Genomic DNA, 16818 nt, shown 5'->3' on the forward strand with positions numbered 1-16818 from the left:
GTATTTTTATAAAAAAATATAGTAGTTTTAGACTGTAGTTATAATTAGTTAGCCATTAACCCAAATATGTTATTCACAGTCATTCACAAATATCGCTGGCAAAAATTCACCATTTATACTCTGAATAACATTAAACAATTATTGAGCTTTTCCTCCTTTTGTCGCTATCAAAGCGTAAGTATTTGTTATCTAAAAATTGCTTGTTGCAATGATTCATTGACGACTTATCTCGTATATCATGCGCATATCTGACAAACTTTTATCTGCTAGGTATGCTTTAGCTTGAATTACTATCAGTAGTAAGCATGCGTTTGCGTGCTAATTTTGTTAAAATAGCGTAGAATAGCCGCTCTAATTTTATACATTGAGAAATGTAAACCCACCGACTCAAGGACATTAACATGAAAGATGAAAAATTACAGAAAGCACTAGCCCGTATGGGACTTGGTTCACGTCGCCAAATGGAAGAAGTGATTAAAGCAGGTCGCGTATCTGTTAATAACGGTCCAGCAACGATTGGTGACCGTGTCACGCCAGGCGATGAGATTCGTGTGGATGGTCGTCAGATCAAATATACTGCCGAAAATGAGAAGCGTCGCCGAGTGATCGCTTATTACAAGCCTGAAGGTGAAGTCTGCTCAGCCAAGGATCCAGAAGGTCGTCCGACTGTATTTGAGCGCTTGCCAAAGCTCACTCATGATCGCTGGGTCATGGTTGGACGCTTGGATATCAATTCAACTGGCTTGCTATTGTTTACCAATGATGGTGAGATGGCGCATCGCCTAATGCATCCTTCTAGCGAAGTGACGCGTGAATATGCCGTTCGTGTGTTGGGTGAAGTAACTCCCGATATCGCCCGCACTTTGACTGCTGGTGTCATGTTAGAAGATGGCATGGCACAGTTTGACGATATCAAAGAGGGCGGCGGTGAAGGCGTTAATAAGTGGTATCACGTCCAGCTCAAAGAAGGCCGTAACCGTGAGGTACGCCGTTTGTTTGAGTCACAAGGTCTGAAAGTTAGCCGCCTATTGCGTACACGCTACGGTACAATTGCCTTACCAAAAGAGTTACGTACAGGCCGTTTCTTAGAGCTTGATAAAAAAGAAATCAATACATTGACCGATTTGGTGAGCTTACGCCCACGTTATGGCACAGGTCTACATGGCGCGGCCAAAGAAAAGCAAGAGCGTATCAGAAACAAGCCGCTTAAAGCACGTCGTACGGACACTCGTAACGACAATCGCAACAGCAGCGCGAAGCCTAAAAGCAGTGCTAGCCCTGCCAGCCGCGGCACGCGTAATACCCGTGACCGCAATGATAAGCGCTAGTTAAGTATATTTAACATTATTCTAAGTTTTTGATAGGTTTAGAACAAACATAAAAAAGCGGTCAATGACTATTCATCCTTGACCGCTTTTTTTGTGTCTTTTTTACAGGCGTCACAGTTACTCAATACAAAAATAACGGCTCAGCTGTCGTGGCTATTAATATAATGCTTCATGACTCGCAGCTCTTTTAGCTGCTCCTCGTCCATTTGTGCCAGTAGTCTATCCAAACGCTGTTCGATATTATCTAAAACACTGTGCAATAACTCACTAGCCTCTAACCTCTTTTCACTATTCTCACTAGTGACATGCATATTTGTTAATTGGTAGTGACTGGCTAGCATTTCAGGTAGCCGAGTTTGCAGCATTTTGTTCAATACAAACTGCTGTTCTGTTATAGCAGGCGTTTTATGTTGAGCTTGTAATGCTGCCTGATAAGCTTGATAGCTACTCACTTTGTTATCTATGCGTTGTAGTTGCCGTAGCTGCTGATCTGGCAAGCTTTTTAAGTACTTTTTATTCAAGTTAAGCTGTTGCCAACTTAACGTAGCCAGTAACAATGGCGCATGATCATCTTGATAGGTGAGCACACCTGGGGTGATACCAACTGCTTTGTGCAATGCATGCCAGCCTTTTTTACCCAAATAAAAGGTCGTGACGGTTGTTACGATGCCAATACCTATTAATATACTCATAACTGCTCGCTACTTATCACTCAATTCTATATATGACTATTCATCGCTGGCACTTAGCGTTTAATATCTTCTGCTACTGGATTTTTCACATCCGTGCTACTCGAAGTAGGTGACTCAATAGCCTCTGTTTTCTTACTAAGATTACTCAACGGCTGCACTGTTGAATCCATATTTGGATGATCAAAACGTGTTTGCAGATAGCGATTGGTCGCAAGCAGCTTTTGCCCATCTTGATGGTATGAGGCATTGAGTAGATCATCGAACTGGGTATTGATCGTCTTAAGTACCTCTAACAATGCTTGTTTACCAGTGACGTCTGAATGTCTGATTTTGGTGGTATCAGCGCGCGCGCCATCCGCCACATCTAGGTCATGCAAGCGGCGATAGTCTGCCACGGCTTGCGGGATGTGCTTATCCATCAAATTTTGGATCATAATATAAGTTTCATTGATGGTGTCTTTATCATCAATTTTACCGTCATTATTGGTATCACCATAGATGACACGTAGCTTCTCACCTTTTTGATTGATTTGGTCGAGTGCAGTTTTGACTTCAACGGGTAGGCTTTTTTCAGGTATATAGCCTAGTTGTGGCATGGCTTTATACTCAAGCATTTTGGGTGCGGTAACTTTCTTAATACCACGATACCCCAGATATAACCCAGCGGCCGGCAGCACTCCGTATAGTACAAACATCACTAACATAGCAGTCACTTGGGTCATCGGGTTGTCCTTATTGTTTGACAGAATAATTTGGCAAATTTCTTATTATTTTAATCAGTATTTTAAGCTAGGCGATTTTGGTGTCGTCAACTTTATTGCTTAGCACTGCTTTTATTAAACAAAAAAATAAGGCTCTATTAAAGCCTTATATTGTTATACATTGAGTCTGTTATGTTTTTGGACACTCATTTATTTTTACCAAGAAAACACTAAAGCTACTAGCTTTGCGTGCGGCTCTTGACGTAACGATGGGTTGAGGCAAGACGATTTAAAACGGTTTGATGCAGCTCATCCAATAGCTCATCAAGCTCATAATCGATTTCTAAAAACAAATCTGTCAGCATATCGCCTGCGGTCATTTTACCTTGTACCATATTGTTTTTGGTGCGGTGTGGACTAAAGCGCTGTAGCTGCTCATAATGATGTAGCGCTTCAGGGATACTTTCGGACACGAGCTTGTCAATGACAAACTGGCGCTCATTATGTTGCTGCTGCTGTTGCTCGTTTAGCTCACTACTCCACTCACGATAGCGTTTTAGCTTACCGTTGATACGATCTAATATCGCAACGGCTTCGATAGGCATCGCATTTAGGGTGGCCTCATCGACCACATCAACAAGCTCAGTCATAATCGGACAACGTCCATGTTTGAGATACCATAAAGTATCGGGGTCAAAAGGTGGTCTGTTGGTCGGGCGTATGTGAGCACGATTGGATAAATAGCGATCAGTCAACGGGGTTGATGAGCGAATGTCGTTCACTTGCGCTAGTGCATCACGTATACGGTCTACCCGCTCAGGCGGCGTTAGTGCAGCACGCTCGTGATTTAATTGAGTGCCGTCATTATTATGATGAATATCGACATTATCACTATTGTCATTTAAACTATGATTAACACCCATCTCCTGCGCATTGTTGGCAGCTAACGTTGGTAGGTCATCTTGAGCTTGCCCAAATGACTTTAGCATTCTTGTCAAACTGACTACCATGACTTGCTCTGCCCCTCATCCAGTGCACACACATTGTGCTCGTATTGCATACATTCATTCAATAGCGTATCTTAACAGGTTTTTGCTGACCTGCCAGTACGCAAAGTGTCAACATTCCTACTCTCTCCGCTCACTTCTTAAATGCTAAGCGCCTTGTTATGAATGCTCCCGATTATATCTCTGGTTTCCTGCTTGGATTATCACTCATCATTGCCATCGGCTCACAAAATGCCTTTGTACTCAAACAAGGTCTTAAACGTGAGCACATATTTTTTGTTTGTCTGTTTTGTGCGGTAAGCGATGCGCTGTTAATATCAGCGGGCGTTGGCGGATTTGGTGCGGTCACCGCACGCTATCCACATGTGGTAGATATCGCAAAAATAGCAGGCGTTTTATTTTTATTAGGCTACGGCTTACAGAGTCTGTATGCCAGCGTACGCGTATCACATGCTTTAAACGTTGATGGACAAGTAGTAACCAGCTTAAAAAAAGCGCTACTACTCTGCTTTGGTTTCACTTGGCTAAATCCACATGTCTACTTAGATACATTGGTGCTCGTTGGGATGGTTTCAACAGGCGCGAGTAGCAAACTCACCTTCGCCGTTGGGGCAATTTGCGCCTCTTTCTTTTTCTTCTTTGCCCTAGGCTATGGCGCACGCTTGCTGAGACCTCTATTTGCGAAGCCAAAAGCATGGAATATACTGGATGCGTTGGTAGGATTGCTGATGTTGTATCTGGCTTGGCATTTATACCAAAGCTAAATACAACATTAGGCGTTAAATCTAGATAAATTAAGAGGATTTTCAGCGCTCAATATTAGAGACAGAATAAATAGCTTAGATTAAAGCAGGAAACAGTGTGCGCAAACCGCTAACGATAATCTCGATAGACACGGCTGCCAATAGCATACCCATGATTCGGCTCATAATATTCAGACCAGTATCACCCAACAAGCGACTGATACGACCAGCTGCCATCAATGCCAGATAGCAAAATAGACTAATGAAGAGACCAGCAATGATGATGGCAGATACCTGCAAAATTCCTGAGACTTGCGATGAATAAATAATAACTGTAGAAATACCACCTGGTCCAATCATCATCGGTATCGCAAGAGGGACCACTGCTGAGGCCATCGTCGGCGGTGCATCTTGCACGTGGTCGACATCGAAGTTCTCTTGATCAGGCTTAACAGGATTACCTTCACCGTTCATCATATTTAGTGAAATCAAGAACACCAATATACCACCAGCCAGCTGAAACGAGCCAATAGAAATACCTAGTGCTTTTAGTAAGGTCTCACCCGCCACCGTAAAAAAACTGATGGTGATAAAAATGGTCAAACAAGCGACGCGCGCAACTTTGCGTCGATTGTTCATCGAATAGCCGCGAGTCAAATCCAAGAACAACGTCAATGCGCTAAATGGATTGATCAATACCATAAAGGCTAGGATTATCTTGATAATTTCAGTATTCACTGAGCGCTCGCTTGTCTATTGATACCACTGGTGCAAAAAGATAAGGCCATCGTGCGAGTGCGACGATGACCCAATAGGCAATTCATAATAGCATTGTAACATAGGCAGATAAGCGAGTTAAATCATTAACTTTGCTCGGTTACTCTCCTATGTCATCTTGGCGAGAAATGCAGCGAATATAAAAAGCTGCGGCTCAGATGAAGCTGAAATAATTGATGGCCTATGCACTAAAATCTAAGCCGATATCCAAGGCAGTAGTACTGTGTGTTAGGTAGCCCATCGCGATAAAATCGACTCCCGTACTGGCGGCTGCTTGTACCGTTTCTGGTGTAATACCACCAGATGCTTCAGTCTTTGCGCGACCTTTACACATGGCAACCGCTTGCGATAAGACTTCTGGCGACATATTGTCTAGCAATACCAAACTCACACCCGCCTCTAATGCCTGCTCTAATTGCTCTAGTGTATCTACTTCAACCTCGATAGGAATCAGATGCCCAGCAAAATGTTGTGCTTGCTCAATAGCCGTCTTTATATCACCGGCAATGGCGATATGATTGTCTTTGATTAAGATCGCATCGTCCAAGCCCAAACGATGATTGCGACCGCCACCGCAGCGTACCGCGTATTTTTGTACAATACGCAGACCTGGGATAGTTTTACGCGTACAAGTAATTTGTGCCGGATATTGCGCCACGCTATCGACGATCTGGCGGGTCGCTGTCGCAATACCGCTAAGATGTGTCATGAAGTTCAATGCTGTACGTTCTGCTGTTAGCAGATGGCGTGCATTACCTTTTACAGTAGCCAATACGGCACCAGCGGCGACTGTTTCGCCATCCTGCACTTGAGCCAAAAACTCAATTTTTGCATCAACTAAGGCAAAAGATAAACGCGCCAAATCCATACCGCATATCACGCCTGATTGCCGCGCCTTAATTTGTAATTGTGCTTGCATATCTGCTGGGATAGTGGCTTGCGAGGTGACATCACCACGCCTGCCCAAATCTTCCGCTAGCGCATCTTCTATCAAGGGTTTAAGCAATACGTCATCCAATGCTGGCTCTTTTTCAATTGTCATGTTTGACCCTTATGTAGGCATAATATGGATAAATAGACATGATATGAATAAAAACGTCTAAATATTTAAACTCAAAATGAGCATAAATATAGCGTAAAGTTAACGGTCCTGCAAGGAGAGGTGACAAATTTTTTATTAAGCAATTCGATTTCTATATGAAATTGACCTAGCTGTATTTGTTAGTAGTCACTATTTGCGCTTAGGAAGTTTACTGTCCATCAATAAGCTTTGTAGCTCGATATCATGACGAAAACGATAGAGCTTGGCAGGGCGACCACGCTGAGCATTACTACTCTCTCCTGTCTCCGTCACGAGATTCTGTGATTCAAGCAAACGCCGAAAATTTTGTTTGTGCAAGCGTATGCCTGATAATGCCTCAACACTATGCTGTAACTGCGATAAAGTAAACACGTCAGGTATCAATCCAAAGATAAGCGGTCGATATTCAATCTTGGCGCGCAGTCTTGAAATAGCAGTGGCAATCACACGGCGATGATCGTAATACATTGGTATGCCGATACGCTGAGACCAGTCGCTTGGCAGCTCAACCGTTTGGTAATTGGGTGGATAATTAGGCGCTTCAGGTATCAGTCCTGCCTCATACAGCATCTCGTAGCGTAGCAGCACATGCTCTGCGATCCATTCTCTGCTTTCATCAGTCTTATCGACAACTGACTCAGTTTCTATGAACTCGCTATCTGTCAAAAACCCTTCGCTTAGTCCCCAGCACAGACCAATGCGTTGACGCCTACGTTGCTCGATAATTGAGTCTTCAGCGGTACTTGCCCACTCCAATAGCACAGGGATGATAAAATCCATAATGATACTAGGCATACCATCTAGATGGTTCTCCCATGGGAAATAATCATACCAATCTCGCCACAGCGCTTTACTTTGAAGCGCCTGCGTTTGCGTCTCTTGCACTAGGCCCAAATAGCTAACATAGACGAGCGCATGACCGTCAATGTTACGTCTATTGGTATCAACAAAGGTATATAACTGCTCCAAATATCCGAGCGGCTGCTGCGTCTGCTCTTCTACCCATTGACGCACGCCTGCCTGTAGCGAGCGATGTAATGGCATAAGCGGCCCATTTGGTAGCAGCTTGCCTTGGTCAACGGTTAGGACACGAGCGATATGATCGGTAATCGCGACCAACACGGCGACCACTTCTGTTGTGCCGCTACCTTGCTGGTGCGCATGTGAATAAGACAACGTCATAGTTTTGGGGATTATCCTGTCTCTTTAAAATATCATAAAAGGGATATCAAGGCTGATAATGATGGTACGCCTCAAATCTAAAACAGTATAACGTGAATCTTGAAATATCATAGTCTGGCGTTGTAATCGTAAAACATCAAAATCAATAGCTAAACGTTAGCTTCTGTATAAAGACAAGCTAAAAATAAAGACCATTTGGCTAACTCATAGGTAATGAAAATAGATGCACTTAATCAGCAAATATACAAAAAATACTTGTATTTATGCTCAAAATGAGCATAATTAAAACAACGAATTGACTTTATGTCGTCAAATATCTTGTTTTAGTACACCCATTTATCAATATAGCGCCAACAGAGGTTGCCATTATGAAAATTTATCCTTACGACGCACCCATTATGAGTACCGACAATCGCATCGCCACTCAGATGAATATCGAATATGCCAGAGCAAAAATGCCAGCAGACTTGCCTCGTGCTGAACGCATTGTGGTTGAAGAAAATATCAAAAAATTATTAAAAGATAATAACGCGGTACTGGTGGCACATTACTACGTTGACCCTTTTATTCAAGACTTAGCACTTGCGACAGGTGGCTGTGTCGGTGATTCACTCGAGATGGCACGATTTGGACAAGCCCATAGTGCTCAAACCCTAGTCGTGGCTGGTGTGCGCTTTATGGGCGAATCGGCAAAGATTCTAAGTATGGAAAAAACCGTCCTTATGCCAGATTTAGAAGCGGAGTGTTCGCTCGATTTGGGTTGTCCTGCTGATGAGTTTTCAGCATTTTGTGATGCCCACCCTGAGCGTACCGTCGTCGTCTACGCCAATACCAGTGCAGCGGTGAAAGCACGCGCCGATTGGGTCGTGACCTCATCTGTCGGTATTGACATCGTCCGTCATTTGCATGCGAAAGGTGAGCCGATCATTTGGGGGCCTGACCGTCATTTGGGTAAATACATCGCTCGTGAGACGGGTGCAGATATGTTGCTGTGGCAGGGTTCTTGCCTTGTACATAATGAGTTCAAAGCCACTGAATTGCTGCAATTAAAAGCCGAATACCCAGAAGCCAAAGTCTTGGTACATCCTGAGTCGCCCGATAGCGTGGTGGCACTCGCTGATGTCGTCGGATCGACCAGTAAACTATTACAATCAACGTATGAGATGGATGCCGACACCTTTATCGTTGCAACTGACTTGGGCATATTGCATGAAATGCAAAAACGCTCGCCGAACAAACGCTTTTTGGCAGCGCCTACCGCTGGTGAAAGTGCGAGCTGTAAGAGCTGTGCCTTTTGTCCTTGGATGGCGATGAATGGCCTAAAAGGTATCGAGCAATGCCTAACAAATAATAGCGGTGAGGTACTAATGACGCCTGAGCTTGCCGCCGCCGCTAGAAAACCTTTGCAACGCATGCTTGATTTTGCTGAATCACAAAAGCAACGCGTGGCGGCCAGTGGCGATATCGTCCAAGACCGTGCATTGTTTGCCAATGTTGGGGCAGCCTAGCATGAGTAAGCTGCACTCAGCCAACTATACCCGCACCACCATTCCTGATAACCGTATTCCTGATAACTATAGGAGTAGTCGCATGAGCCATATCATAAACACTGACGTCCTTATCATTGGTGCTGGACTGGCAGGCTTGAGCACGGCGTTATCGCTACCGAAGTCACTGAATATCACGGTTTTGAGTAAAGCGGCGCTTGAGGTTTGCTCAAGTCACTATGCCCAAGGCGGTATTGCTGCCAGCTTAGACAAAGATGACTCTGTGTCTGACCATGTTGCTGATACCCTAGTAGCTGGTGCAGGGCTTTGTACACCTGATAATACTGCCAGTATCTTGGGTGCAGGACAGCAAGCGGTTCAATGGCTATGCGCGCAAGGTGTCCCTTTTACGCAGAACTCACCTAACGCTTTGGATAATACAAACGCACAGGACTTCCCTCAGTTACAGACCAGCGATTTGCATTTAACAAAAGAAGGCGGTCACGGCTGTAGACGCGTCGCCCATGCAGACGATGCGACGGGGCGACATGTGATGGATGCATTGACCATCAAAGCGCAAGCGGCAACCAATATCACTGTACTACCCTATCATGAAGCGCTTAAGTTATTGACACAGCCTATAGCGAGCAGTCAGCCTTTTTTTACAGATAATAGCGATGCTAAGCATTGCCGAGGGGCGCTTGTCTTTGATCATATCAATGAACGTCAGCTTACCTTTCATAGTCGTGCAGTCGTACTGGCTAGTGGTGGATTGGGTCAATTATTCAAGCGTGCCAGCGCGCCGAACGTCTGCGTCGGTGATGGCGTGATGATGGCATGGCAAGCAGGTTGCCGCTTGGCCAATTTGGAGTTCATTCAGTTTCATCCAACAGGCTTAGCGCTAGATGACAGCAGCTTTTTGATATCTGAAGCACTGCGCGGTGAAGGGGGACGGTTATATTGTCCGCAAACTGGTGTCCGCTTTATGTTGGACGTGGACGCCCGTGCTGAATTAGCACCGCGCGATATCGTCGCTCGGGCGATAGCCGCGCAGATTGATAGCAATGGACTGGGTTATGTACATCTTGATGTCAGTCACTTGCCTGCTGACTTTATAAAAGCGCATTTCCCGCAGATTTACCAAACGCTATTAACGCTTGGGATTGATATCACGACAGATCCTATTCCAGTCGCCCCGACTGCGCATTATAGTTGTGGCGGTGTGGTGACTGATGCCAATGGATTGACGGATGTACCAGGACTTTATGCGGCTGGTGAGGTCGCTCATACAGGGCTACACGGGGCGAACCGCTTAGCAAGCAACTCATTATTAGAGTGTGTGGTGGTTGGTCGTAATATTGCAGACCACTTGCCTCAGTATTTAGAACACTTAGAAGAGATCGATAACGACGTTTATAGTAGCGTAACTCAATCAGCGATTGAGTTTTGGTCAGTGCCAATTCTTACAAATACGCAGCCTATAATCTTACCTGCCTTTATACTTGCAGAACCCAAGCGTGATAATACCAACAAACGATTCAGCACTGATACTAATCTCGCAAAAACAGATGTCACAAACATAACCTCAGAACTAAAAGCACTCATGACGGCAAATATGGGTATCACCCGTAGCGCCAGTCAATTAGAGCAGGCACTAACCCAAATACAAAAGTGGCAAGATTCGCTTGCCAGTACTGAGCTTGGACAACCAGATATCATTAAAAATGACAGCCCTACGAGCATAAATGAGCTGGCATATTTTCAATTAGCTAGGCAGCTTGAATTAGCGACTTTAATTATTCAGTCTGCCTATCAACGCGTTGAAAGTCGCGGCGGGCATTATCGTCATGACTACCCGAACCTAGCAGACACTCCGCGGACGAGTGTGGTTGAGTCGCTAAAAAAATCCACACTTGAATCATTCATTAATATCATAGAAGAAGAGAGAATGCGCGTGCCTATTATAGAAAGCACTTAAGTCTACTAAAAGCAGTATCTAACTCTATAGTTAAAGAGGTATTTAAGCTATCATTACAGATAGGCTCTAAATATCCTCTTCTATCTGAGTGTTAAAGGTATGGCTTCTGATATTTTGTTTGTGATTGCCCTGATGATGGTCGTCAGTTTGGTTTGGGGCGCACTTGCCATCCCTTATCTACGCAAACGTTTACCGAAGATATACTTAATTGCGCGCTCTTGGTGGCTGATGTTAGCGACGCTATGCACGTGTTATGTGATTGCAAAGATAGCGAATGACAACCAAAACTCCAATTATCAAGCGCACCCCTATCAATGGCTGATTGTTTTATTCTTTATCTTAATCGGTTTACGCGGTGGCTATGAGATCAAACGCCTGTGGTGTCTGCGCAGTAGAGAAACCCTCATTCAAAAACTCCGAGCACGCGGTTTGCAGCCAGACTCTTTACGATGTTCTAATGCCTCCTTGGACGCTACGCAAAACTATACGCGGCTTAACTTTTTAGATTTGCTATTCAGCGTTGTCTTTGCCTCCCTAATAGTTAGCCTGATCGCCTTACAGCAATTGACGTGGCAACGCGAACAATACGGTGTATTGCTCTTCGTACTATTTGCCAGTCAGTTCAACGATATTGCCCAATATCTATGCGGGCGATTGCTGGGACGTAGACTGTTTCAACGAGGACTCGCTCCAACGATTAGCCCCAATAAAAGCATTGAAGGTGCTGTCTTTGGCAGTTTTTTTGCAGCGATATTGGCAGCATTATTGGGGCTTTGGCTTACCCCTTTTAACGGTTGGGTCTGTCTGTTAGCGGCCTATGGCTTGGCGGTAGGTGGTATCTTTGGCGATTTATTAGAATCAGCGTTTAAACGTCAGCATGGGGTAAAAGATACTGGAACCATGCTCGCTGGACATGGCGGCGTATTAGATAGGATAGACAGTTTGCTCATCGGTGTCCCGCTATTTACCGTATTTTACTGGCTGCTTGGTTAACTATAATCACAGTACGGATAGCAGCATTATCTGGTTTTATCCAATTTGCTGTGTAATAGCCAATTGAGTATAGGCTTAGGTAAATGATTTAAAATACTCGTGATATATCGCATCGAGCGTGGAAATATTGCCAGCTCTACATCATCATCAATCGCTTGCATAACATGACTGACTGCTGTTTGCGTACTCATGATAAATGGCTTATGACTGGCATCACCGTTATTTAAGTCGCGTAACCCTTGGGTGTCGATATAGCCTGAGGCAATGGCATTCACTTGAATATCATAAGGAGCAAGTGCCGCTCGATACGCGCTGGCAGTCGCAATCATTGCGCGTTTGCTTTTTGCATATAGACTGGCATAAGGATAATCCATTGTCCCTGCGATAGAAGCAATACAGATAAGGCTAAGTCTGCTATTTTTAGTCAAATCCAACGCCTGATGTGATTGTTTTAACCGCTGCTTTAATTGACTGCTTGCCCATCTAAAAATCTGCTCAAATGCCTGCAAATTAATCGCTAGCATTTGATCGCTGTCAGCTTGGTTCAACTGATGGATACGCTCATTAGTATAACTGCCAGCACTATAGATAAGCCTTTGAAATATAATACCCGACAAACTGTCCAACAACGCTTGTGTCTGATCCTGATCGGTCAAGTCGCATGCATAGGTCACGATCATAGGATATTGGCTGTTGATATCGGCTATCTTTGCCGCAGTACTTCCTACAACGCTCACTTGCCAGCCAAGCGCTTGATGATGCAACGCCAATGCCAAGCCAAGACCACTTGTACCACCAATGACAATAATATGTGGCGTGTTGTTCATATGGCTAGATAACTTAGCAGGTTTCATAGGCCATGCTGCTGTATGTAATCGGTTGTACGTTGGTAGCCGTACTGCCATTGCGCCTGCATTTGCTGCACAAAGCCGTCATAGTCACAATGTATTAGCTCAACGGTCATTTGTTTTAGGTTAAAACGCTTTTGCACATTTTGCCCTACCAGTTGCTGCGCGTTATCTGCGAATGGCAGCCAATGTAGCTGACGGTTTTTACTAGTAGTATGCGATGGCTCTTTTATTGATTGATAACCATGTACTTGTGCCAAACGCTTATTGGGATCAAAGCCAAAAACACGCTGAATCGCTGGGGCAGCAAGCCATGAGTCATACCCGGCTTTGGTCTCGGCAAATACTGTCTCAGCCAACTGACAAGCCAGCTCGATCGGTGTAAGATTAATCACGCCGCCCAAACACCAGCCAAGCTCTGTGATATGAGTGGGCGGTAGATAATACATATCAGCCATAGAAGCGCGAACCACTGAGGCAAAATCCCATTGTATTTCTACCTTTACAGACGGGTGTATGCGTCTGTTTGCAAAGGTGTGCGCAGGTGACGTCATTTGCTCGTCGACCAGACTTGATACTGAATTTGACAAATTGGCTAAGCGCGGCGGCACAAACAATAACTCTTGCAGTGTGGGTCTTGCATTAAACGAATCAGCAGCAGGCGCTTGATACAGGCGGCTAGCAATGATAGCTATTTCTGGTGACGTTTTATGAACAGCGCCATTATCGTTTTTGCTAGTAGCAAACTGCGACAACTCATCGAGCCACTCTGCCTCGTTATCGATACGAAACATCGCCAACTGCTGTAGCTCCTCTAATAGTCGCTCGTAGCTGTCTGTTTGCTGCTGACGTTGTCCATTGTCTCGCAACTTTGATAACCGCCAACGTTTAAGTGCGCTCGTCATATAGCGCAGCTTTAGACGTCTATTGGCTTCCTCTGATGCAACATGCCTAATCGCTGTGATCGCACGATACAATTCGCGACTGCTCATGAGTTCCTGTAAGTGCTTAGGATCAGGCGCTAGATGAACCAAATAAGCAGATAAACTCCCGCCGCAAGTACCGACGATAATATCTGGCGCTAAGTCATGAGACACTAAGGCTGCATAGCTACCCAAATAATAGCCAAAGCGTGAGCCACCGCCTGAAAAAAGCTGCACACGCTCGTAAGGCTTGACCCGCTCATTATTCATCTATCACTCATTATTAGTTTGTGCAGTTTTAATCGCTAATGACACGGTAAAAATACCAAAGCGATCGATACGCATCTTGACTTTCTTAAAGCCTGCATGATCAACCAGTTGATCCATTTCCGCTTGCGAGCGACATCGCATGACCCAACTGCTACCGCGATGATTGTTCAATGTTTTACTGATGAACTCCTGCTCAGGGTGCCAAGGTTGATTGGTATAAATCAAGTATCCACCGGCTTTTAGACTGTCATAAATACCGGCTAATGCCGTCGCTGGTAATGTATTGTCAGAGAACAGTTCAAACAACCCAGAAGCGATAGCGATATCGAAGGCTGTCGTATCCGTACTGGCATCTTTCGTTCGTATATTAGTATAACTGGCGGGATCAAAGGCATCTTTTTTGCTTGTCACTACCTTACCAACCATTGCTAGTTGCTCTGCTTTTGCTTGCAGTGCTTCGATATTATGCATCTCATAATCACGTAGCTCAGCATGCAAATCTGCAAACTCTGTCAGTAGATCAAATGCATAAAAACCATGTCCACTCGCAATATCTAACATTTTTGGTTGGTATGATTTATTGCTGCTTTGATTTTTATCTTCGATATCTGCAAGTGCTAAGCGTGCCAATTCTAATATATGCTCACGACGAATACGAATGCCCTGCCAGCCAATATTATTTAAATAAAATTTATCGACTGCCTGTCCAAATTTGTTCTGACCGCTGGGCTGATTGTAATAGACATGATCCAATGAATGACCAGAATCAAACCCATGCTCAAGCCCTGTGGCAATCGCAGCACTGACATGACCAAATTTCTGCATGGCAAAACGAGTAATCGCAAAGTTTGGATTGAATGGTTTAATCGCCAAACGATCCACTTTATCTTTACTGGCGCTGTTTAAATGAGCGGTACTCAAATCAGGCGCTTGTACTGGTGTGCTAAATACCTGCTCGGCAAACTCAATACAGTCTGCGAATACGTCGGCTTTATTGGTTTCATGAAAAATCGCATGATAGCTATCTGGATATAACTGCCAGCGTTTCGTCGGGGTATTAATCGCTTCATAAAATGCCCGCTCAGCCTGCTTATCGACCACATAATCCTTACCCGCGCATAAGACAAACGTCGGTACGGTAATGGCACCTGCATCATCGAGCAAGCGCTGACCCGTCGAATGAGTGTCGATGAGCAAGTCAGTCGAGATACTATTAGAGATTAACGGATCCGCATTATAGGCTTGCTGCGCGTCTTTATCATGGGTCAAAACTTGTGCTTTGACATAGCTGCTGACACGTGACATCAGACCTAGTGTACGCGCCACTTTTAATGACGGTATGGCAAAAGGCAAATATAAGCGAATACTGAGCGCAGGCGTGCCCAATATCATCCCGCGAATATTAGGTGCATAATCGTGTACCCATGCTGCTGCCAATACCGCGCCAATACTACTGCCGACAATCAGCGTGTCTTCGATAGCGATGCCAGTTTGTCCCATGACCAGTTGCACAAAACCGTCTAAATCGCGCTCAAGCTCCGTGACACTCTCAGCATGATCTTTGATACCGCCTGAGCGACCATTGCCGCGCGCATCCCAAGCAAATACTTGATAGCCCGCTTTTGCAAACTGCTCTCCTAGTTCTGCCAATCGCCCCGAATGCTCATGACCTCGATGTAATAAAATAACTTGGCGTAGTGGCCGACTGGCTTCTTTTATCGCCTCCAAAGGTATCGTTAGCCAATAACGATAATAAATAGCCGTACCATCGTAAGCGTTATAACAACTTTCGCCATTGATGATCTTCTCAGAAAAATAAGCCTCGTCGTTCATATCCTTTGAGGTATCTTTGGTATTTTCAGAAATAGATGGCATTGTTTTGGACTCCAAAAAGGAAGCTTGAGTAGCAGAATTTGACATAGAAAAGTTAGAGACAGAGCCGTCAGTAGATAAGGTATCAGTTTGAATAGAATCGTTATGGCAGATCATAAGAGGAGCTAATTTGTCTGACCGACACGAAGGCGGGTTACGCATCAAGTATAACGCTGCCATATAGCGCAGTCGATTGAGGCAAGTCTTTAGCAACATAATCTCTGTCAGTATAAGCAGTTGACTGACTCGGATAGGAGACCATGATGCTTTTATACATAGTGGCGTTTTGATACCCATAACCGCACCAAGCGTACCCAGCACAAAAGCACGGTCGCTTTTACCCAAAGGCCCTTGATTGGCGCGACTGCCTAAAACTGCACTACTGGCTATACCCAACAATTCGATACTGATACTAAGCGCGATCAAACTAAAAATGTGCTGCTGATTATTTGTATGTTGATGAGTTGATAAACTGATTGCTGACGCATCACTTTTCTGGTCAGCGACATGAGGTAACAGACTCGCTAGCAACGCCGTATCAGCAACGATATCACCTACTTCGTTCAGTATTGCGCCTAGCGTTGATGCTTGATTATGTTCACGCGCCATCATACCGTCGATGGCATTGAGTGCCATACGTACAAATAATGAAGATGGTAATAAGAGCCATAATCTTTGTTTTTCGACAGCAAGCTTGGCAATCATATATGCCGTACCCACGCTTAATAGTACAGCAGATACTGTCACTTGATTGGCAGTAATATTTTGCTCAACCAGCGCATTACTTATCGGGCGAAGCTGATCTTGAAAGTGAGATTTGAGCTGGTATAGCGACATAATGCTAGCCAAATATTATCAGTGCCTTAATGTATCAATAAAATTTTGTTTGGTAAAGAATTATAGCGCCTTAACCTATTACTAATCGACAATCAACGC

Annotated in this window: 14 protein-coding genes; 5 read left to right on the top strand and 9 right to left on the bottom strand. The window is 44.5% G+C overall.

The window, feature by feature from the left end; all coding sequences use genetic code 11:
- Positions 1-401: 401 nt before the first annotated feature.
- Positions 402-1328 carry a 23S rRNA pseudouridine(2605) synthase RluB gene (rluB, locus tag JMX83_RS12815; protein ID WP_201602464.1) on the top strand — a complete coding sequence of 309 codons (927 nt, stop codon included), beginning with the start codon at positions 402-404 and terminating at the stop codon, positions 1326-1328.
- Between the two features lie 140 nt (positions 1329-1468).
- On the opposite strand, the gene JMX83_RS12820 is transcribed toward rluB, so the two are convergent.
- The 3 genes from JMX83_RS12820 to JMX83_RS12830 form a co-directional block, all read right to left on the bottom strand.
- Positions 1469-2020, bottom strand: a complete 552-nt coding sequence (locus JMX83_RS12820) for a hypothetical protein (protein WP_201602466.1) — start codon at positions 2018-2020, stop codon at positions 1469-1471.
- 53 nt (positions 2021-2073) lie between these two features.
- Positions 2074-2742 (bottom strand): hypothetical protein, encoded by a 669-nt coding sequence (locus JMX83_RS12825; RefSeq protein ID WP_201602468.1) that lies wholly within the window; start codon positions 2740-2742, stop codon positions 2074-2076.
- 218 nt (positions 2743-2960) lie between these two features.
- A complete protein-coding gene (locus tag JMX83_RS12830; protein WP_201602520.1) occupies positions 2961-3710 on the bottom strand; it encodes a hypothetical protein in 750 nt (249 codons plus the stop codon).
- A gap of 179 nt (positions 3711-3889) precedes the next feature.
- Between JMX83_RS12830 and JMX83_RS12835 the strand changes: the two genes are divergently transcribed.
- Positions 3890-4492, top strand: coding sequence for a LysE/ArgO family amino acid transporter (locus JMX83_RS12835; protein WP_201602470.1), 603 nt, complete (start codon positions 3890-3892; stop codon positions 4490-4492).
- A 75-nt stretch (positions 4493-4567) separates the two neighbouring features.
- Here the strand turns inward: JMX83_RS12835 and JMX83_RS12840 are convergent, their stop codons facing one another.
- From JMX83_RS12840 to JMX83_RS12850, 3 genes are all read right to left on the bottom strand, one after another.
- Complete coding sequence (locus JMX83_RS12840) at positions 4568-5209, bottom strand: MarC family protein (RefSeq protein ID WP_201602473.1); 642 nt, start codon at positions 5207-5209, stop codon at positions 4568-4570.
- Between the two features lie 220 nt (positions 5210-5429).
- Positions 5430-6290, bottom strand: a complete 861-nt coding sequence (nadC, locus tag JMX83_RS12845) for a carboxylating nicotinate-nucleotide diphosphorylase (RefSeq protein ID WP_201602476.1) — start codon at positions 6288-6290, stop codon at positions 5430-5432.
- 189 nt (positions 6291-6479) lie between these two features.
- Positions 6480-7511 (bottom strand): NUDIX hydrolase, encoded by a 1032-nt coding sequence (locus tag JMX83_RS12850; protein WP_201602479.1) that lies wholly within the window; start codon positions 7509-7511, stop codon positions 6480-6482.
- 368 nt (positions 7512-7879) lie between these two features.
- Here JMX83_RS12850 and nadA point away from each other — a divergent pair, with 368 nt between their 5' ends.
- From nadA to JMX83_RS12865, 3 genes are all read left to right on the top strand, one after another.
- Entirely contained in the window at positions 7880-9019 is a 1140-nt protein-coding gene (gene nadA / locus JMX83_RS12855) for a quinolinate synthase NadA (RefSeq protein WP_201602481.1), read from the top strand.
- A gap of 82 nt (positions 9020-9101) precedes the next feature.
- The gene (gene nadB / locus JMX83_RS12860) at positions 9102-10976 is read left to right on the top strand and encodes an L-aspartate oxidase (protein ID WP_406947640.1); all 1875 of its coding nucleotides are present in this window, start codon (positions 9102-9104) and stop codon (positions 10974-10976) included.
- 99 nt (positions 10977-11075) lie between these two features.
- On the top strand, positions 11076-11969 hold the full coding sequence (locus JMX83_RS12865; RefSeq protein WP_201602485.1) for a phosphatidate cytidylyltransferase: 894 nt from the start codon (positions 11076-11078) through the stop codon (positions 11967-11969).
- A gap of 26 nt (positions 11970-11995) precedes the next feature.
- On the opposite strand, the gene JMX83_RS12870 is transcribed toward JMX83_RS12865, so the two are convergent.
- From JMX83_RS12870 to JMX83_RS12880, 3 genes are read right to left on the bottom strand one after another with little or no spacing between them, the layout of a single operon-like run.
- Complete coding sequence (locus JMX83_RS12870; RefSeq protein ID WP_201602487.1) at positions 11996-12823, bottom strand: SDR family NAD(P)-dependent oxidoreductase; 828 nt, start codon at positions 12821-12823, stop codon at positions 11996-11998.
- Positions 12820-14010 carry a patatin-like phospholipase family protein gene (locus JMX83_RS12875; RefSeq protein WP_201602489.1) on the bottom strand — a complete coding sequence of 397 codons (1191 nt, stop codon included), beginning with the start codon at positions 14008-14010 and terminating at the stop codon, positions 12820-12822. Before JMX83_RS12875 ends, JMX83_RS12870 begins: the two co-directional genes overlap by 4 nt.
- 3 nt (positions 14011-14013) lie before the next feature.
- Positions 14014-16719 carry an alpha/beta fold hydrolase gene (locus JMX83_RS12880; protein ID WP_201602491.1) on the bottom strand — a complete coding sequence of 902 codons (2706 nt, stop codon included), beginning with the start codon at positions 16717-16719 and terminating at the stop codon, positions 14014-14016.
- Between the last annotated feature and the right edge of the window lie 99 nt (positions 16720-16818).

Origin of the sequence: Psychrobacter piscatorii (assembly GCF_904846415.1) — a bacterium.
Taxonomy (GTDB): Bacteria; Pseudomonadota; Gammaproteobacteria; order Pseudomonadales; family Moraxellaceae; genus Psychrobacter; species Psychrobacter piscatorii.